This window comes from Mesorhizobium sp. M4A.F.Ca.ET.090.04.2.1, assembly GCF_003999085.1.
GTDB lineage: Bacteria > Pseudomonadota > Alphaproteobacteria > Rhizobiales > Rhizobiaceae > Mesorhizobium.
The window spans coordinates 1-4125 of the sequence record NZ_RZOT01000540.1 but is presented as its reverse complement, the minus strand read 5'-3'; the positions used below and the strand labels follow the sequence as shown (position 1 = coordinate 4125).

At 63.4% G+C, this 4125-nt stretch carries 4 protein-coding genes and 1 pseudogene; 1 reads left to right on the top strand and 4 read right to left on the bottom strand.

Annotated features, from left to right (window positions below; all coding sequences use genetic code 11):
- The 4 genes and pseudogenes from EN781_RS27610 to EN781_RS27595 form a co-directional block, all read right to left on the bottom strand.
- A pseudogene (locus EN781_RS27610) lies at positions 1-1680 on the bottom strand (Mov34/MPN/PAD-1 family protein); the annotation flags it as partial.
- Positions 1673-1909, bottom strand: coding sequence for a hypothetical protein (locus EN781_RS27605; protein ID WP_126037967.1), 237 nt, complete (start codon positions 1907-1909; stop codon positions 1673-1675). The gene EN781_RS27605 and the pseudogene EN781_RS27610, both read right to left, overlap by 8 nt.
- The gene (locus EN781_RS27600; RefSeq protein WP_126037964.1) at positions 1878-2630 is read right to left on the bottom strand and encodes a hypothetical protein; all 753 of its coding nucleotides are present in this window, start codon (positions 2628-2630) and stop codon (positions 1878-1880) included. The genes EN781_RS27605 and EN781_RS27600 overlap by 32 nt, the downstream gene beginning before the upstream one ends.
- A gap of 3 nt (positions 2631-2633) precedes the next feature.
- Positions 2634-3578, bottom strand: coding sequence for a hypothetical protein (locus tag EN781_RS27595; protein ID WP_189347894.1), 945 nt, complete (start codon positions 3576-3578; stop codon positions 2634-2636).
- A 206-nt stretch (positions 3579-3784) separates the two neighbouring features.
- Between EN781_RS27595 and EN781_RS35870 the strand changes: the two genes are divergently transcribed.
- A complete protein-coding gene (locus EN781_RS35870) occupies positions 3785-3907 on the top strand; it encodes a hypothetical protein (RefSeq protein WP_268931439.1) in 123 nt (40 codons plus the stop codon).
- Positions 3908-4125 lie beyond the last annotated feature (218 nt).

Genomic DNA, 4125 nt, shown 5'->3' with positions numbered 1-4125 from the left:
GTTGTAGCACTGCACATAGAACGCAGCCGCTTCGTCGGGGTCCTCGACTTCCATGTCGCGCGTCGGCGCCGGCTGCTCGAGCTGCTTGGCGAGGAATTTGCGGTAGCGGTCCTTGGTCCGCTCGTCGAGTGTCTTATCCAGGTGGTTCAGTTCGCGATTTTCCGGTCTCCCGCCGGTCGTCGCGAACAGCTGTCTCTCCTTCCTCTTGCCCAGGCGGCGGGCCACATTCGAGGCAGCGAAGAACAGGACCATGACGGCGAGACCGATGATGGCCTCGGGGAGGCTCGGCTGAACCCAGTTGAAGGCCAGCACAATCAGGACAATGACCGGGGCAATCGCCAGAGCTGCCGGCGCGAGGCGCGCCTTGATGGAGTAGGCGTCGAGGTAATCGTTCATGGCGCGTCCTGATGCATGATGGCATGGTACGTGGCTGGAGTGGCAATGAGAAAGGATGGCCGGCGGCGCTCGCTCCACGGCGACCTGCTTGGCCGTCTTGCGGTCGGTGGGCGAGGGACCTTGTTCGGCGAGGTGGCTGTGCCAGGTACCCACATCAAGCAGCGAGCGGCCGCTTTCCTCGAAACGGGCATCGATCCGATTCTTCATGCCCTTCGTTCCAAGCACGAACAGCGTCGGCGTCCTCACGCTGTCTTCTGGCGCCTCGATCAGGTCGACCACCGTGACAGTCTTCATGAGAGAACTGCAGGAGCCGATCAGAAGGCCTCCCGTCTCGACATTGGGAAACCGCGCGGTCTCTTCGCGGATCATGCCGGCGACGTGCGACGACAGACGCAAAGTCCATTCGCTGCCCTCGACCGGGATTTCCAGGAATTTTGACACGGAGAGGCGGCGCCAACTTGTCGATGGGCTATCGGGCTCTGCCACCCCCACGACCAGTTCTCCGCCATCGGCATTGGCGCCGGCGAGGCGCATGAGTTCCTCGGTGGCCATGGCGGTCATCGCCGAAAGGCGCGCGTCGGTCATCGGCATAGTCATGGAGCCGCAGCCTTCCCCGATCTGAATTTGCGTCAGCCCGAACTCGGGATCGAACAACAATGTCCGTTCATAAGGCGTCACGGTCGCGGACAGCACCGCCTGCAGGTCGGCGAGGCTCGGATTGCGGTTGCTTCCCTTATGAAATACGAAACCGCCACGGCCGCGCCCGAAAAGGGCGATCTCCGCCATGCGTGCCGGCAGCTCGGCAGGGCTCACCATTGACAGGGCATCGCGCACCAGGCTCGATGCGGTCGTGTTGAGCAGCGTGCCGGTCCCGGGCGGCGAAATCAGCAGGCGATTGTCCGCACGCTTCAGGCCCCTAACCACGTCAATCAGATGGGCTTCCGGTTTCTGCCCGAGCAGGGCCAGCTCGTCAGACAGTTCAAACGCCTTCGGCCACGGCAGGGGTGGCCGCACGAGGGCGTGCCGGGCCATGTTGTGGGGCCGCAGCTCGTTGCTGTCGGAGACGGCCAAGATCTGGGCGCCGGCACGGGCCAGATGCAGAGCGGTTTTCGATCCGACGCTGCCGCAGCCAACCAGGCTGAATGGCGGATAAGAGGGAGCTGCCGACACGGCGCGGAGAAGCGCGGGCGTCGTGCGACCCAGTTGCTCCATGGCAACGGCGGCTCTCGCGTTGGGCCCTTCGAACAGCGAGGCCCGCTTCTGCGGAGCCGTGATTTCAATCAAGAAGCAACTCGATCGTCGACGCCCGCCCGATCAGCCGAAAAGGTCGCCGCACGCCAAACAAAACGGCGATCGGGAAGGTCGCGTCATCGGTTTTGCCCGCCCAGCGCCGCTGGAGCCTGTCGAGGAATTTCGCAAACTCAACGCCGCAGCCGAAGGCCTCAGCGCGTTGTGCCAAGTCGTCAAGGTTCGCTACCGTCTCAGGCAGCACCGCACTTGTGATGGCGCCCATTTGGCGGCCAGATCAGCACCGTCGCGGTGATGCCGCTGTAGCGTCCTTCGCTTTCGGCCTCAAAGGGGAAAGCAGACATGTTGCCGACGGCAGCGGCAAATTCATTGTGCGCCGAGAGGGTGTAGGACCTTTTGCCAGCGAGATCCTTGCCCTTCATGAATTTGGTAGCAAGCCATACCGAGCCGGACTTGTCGGTGATCTGGCTTCGGGCGAAGTCCGCATCGATAATAAGCCGGTCCGGCAGGCCTTGGCGCATGACGGGTTCCCAGCCATGATCCGGATCCATCAAGGTGCCAATTGCTGCGCGACCGAGCCAAACGCCCATCTGGTTGACGATGGCCCCGATGCCGAGTTCGATCAGGCCGTGCTGATTGAAATATTCGTCCTGGTTGCCATCCACAAGACAGGGGGTTGGACACACGTTTTCCGAGCCGGGCGTCAGATGGTGCAGGTTGCGCGGAAAGCCCTTGCGCAGGGTGAAGGTGGGGCACCGCCACGGGTAGTCAGCGCCAAGCAGGACCTCAACGCGTTCGACCGGCAGGACGCCGTTAGGGGCGGTGCCCTTGGCGTGCCAGTGCGTTGGCATCTCCACGGCCAGATCAAGGAACAGGGTCGCCACGTCGTCACCGACGGCGATCAGGCCACAGCGCTGGCATTGCGGAATCTCTGTTGCGACACGCAGAAAGTGTTCCGCGTGCCGCTTCATGTCTGCCGAGGCCATGGCTCAGCCGTGGGATCTGGGCGTCGTCGTCACTCCGGTCACGCCGGCGATCGAGGCGGCCTTTTTCGGGGTCAGCGCCAGCTGCTTGGATGTGCCGACGCCGGTGATGTTGAACTCGACCGGCCCGTCGTGCTCATCGGCATACTCGGTCGTGCAGATGAAGCGTTCGGCCGAGGTGATCGAGACATATTCCCGCTTGGCCCGCTCATGAGGCGGGTTGTCGTCGTCCTTTTTGATGGGCTTGCAGGAGGCGACGATGATGGCGCCGTCACGGGTCTGGGAGAGTGCGTTCCTGGCGTCCTCGGACACCTTGACCTTCTCGCCCATCTCGGACCAGCGGTCGTGGCTCAGGGTGCGCCAGGAGCAGTGGTGCGGCGTCTCCATGACATCGTAGCTGAGCCAGTCCTTGTTACTGTCCTTGTGGCGCTGCCACAGCCGGTCCCAGATGGAGACGTCCGCGTCGCCACCGGTCAGGAAGCGGCAGCGGTCGGCCACGCCGTCGCCGGCGATGGAGAACCGCACGATCGCCGAGGAGTTGTTCTTCTCGAGGACTTCGATCAGCTCCTTGTCGTCTTCGTCGACGTACATCGGCGCCAGCAGGCGGCCTTCGAACTGGCCCGTGTTCACGCGGTCAGCTGCGGTCAGCAGGCCGTCCTGCTTGACCGGGATGTCCGTGAGATCATCGGTCTTGCCGTCTTTATCCTCACCGAGGATCAGGATGCGGTCGCCTGAACCGGTGCCGGTCAGGCCCTTCTCTTTGAACAGCGCGACCCGGCGCCGCGCTTCGGTGGCCCACGCCTTGGCCTCGTCGCAGAGCTTGTGCTGCTTGCTGGCGCGCCGGAACACGATCGGCGACGACCACATTTCGCGGATCAGGATGAGGTTCTCGTCACCCTCCGGGAAATCCTCGGGCGGGCCGAGGTGGAAATGCGTCGTGAGCCCGGTCACGTGGTCGGAATCCGGGTGCGAGAGCAGGAAGGCGTCGACGTAGAGCCGGCCCTTGTCGTCGCGGGAGAGGCGCCTCTTGAGATCCTGGGCAACGTCGTAGGTGTCGTCCTCGGGATCGTCGGCGGCGGCGCGGATGTTGATGTCGACGAGGATCGTTTGCCGAGCTAACCCATGGAAAGCTTGCGGCCCTCGGCATCCTCGCCGCCGTGCATGCGGGCTACCTGATCTTCGGCGTCACCAAGCGAGCCACGCTTGACGCCTCGAAGGCATATGCCCGCCAACTCACCCTCAGCTGCGAGACGCTGATGGTGCAGATGAAATCGGCCTGAGCTGCAACGTTCCCTGTGGCGCGCACGAGTGTCGCCAAGCTGTACAGGTTCAGGTTTTTGAGCCAAGCTGGTGCGGAAATTGAAAGCCTGCCCGTGACCGACCGCGAAATCCACCTTTACCTCGATGACAGCGGCAGCCGTGAGCCAGACCGAGAGCCCAGAGAGAAGCGCCGGGACGAAATGGATTATTTCGCCCTCGGCGGCATCCTCATCAACGA

Coding starts and splice junctions, on each gene's coding strand:
- EN781_RS27605 (WP_126037967.1), bottom strand. CDS start 1,909: ATGGGCGCCATCACAAGTGCGGTGCTGCCTGAGACGGTAGCGAACCTT.
- EN781_RS27600 (WP_126037964.1), bottom strand. CDS start 2,630: ATGGCCTCGGCAGACATGAAGCGGCACGCGGAACACTTTCTGCGTGTC.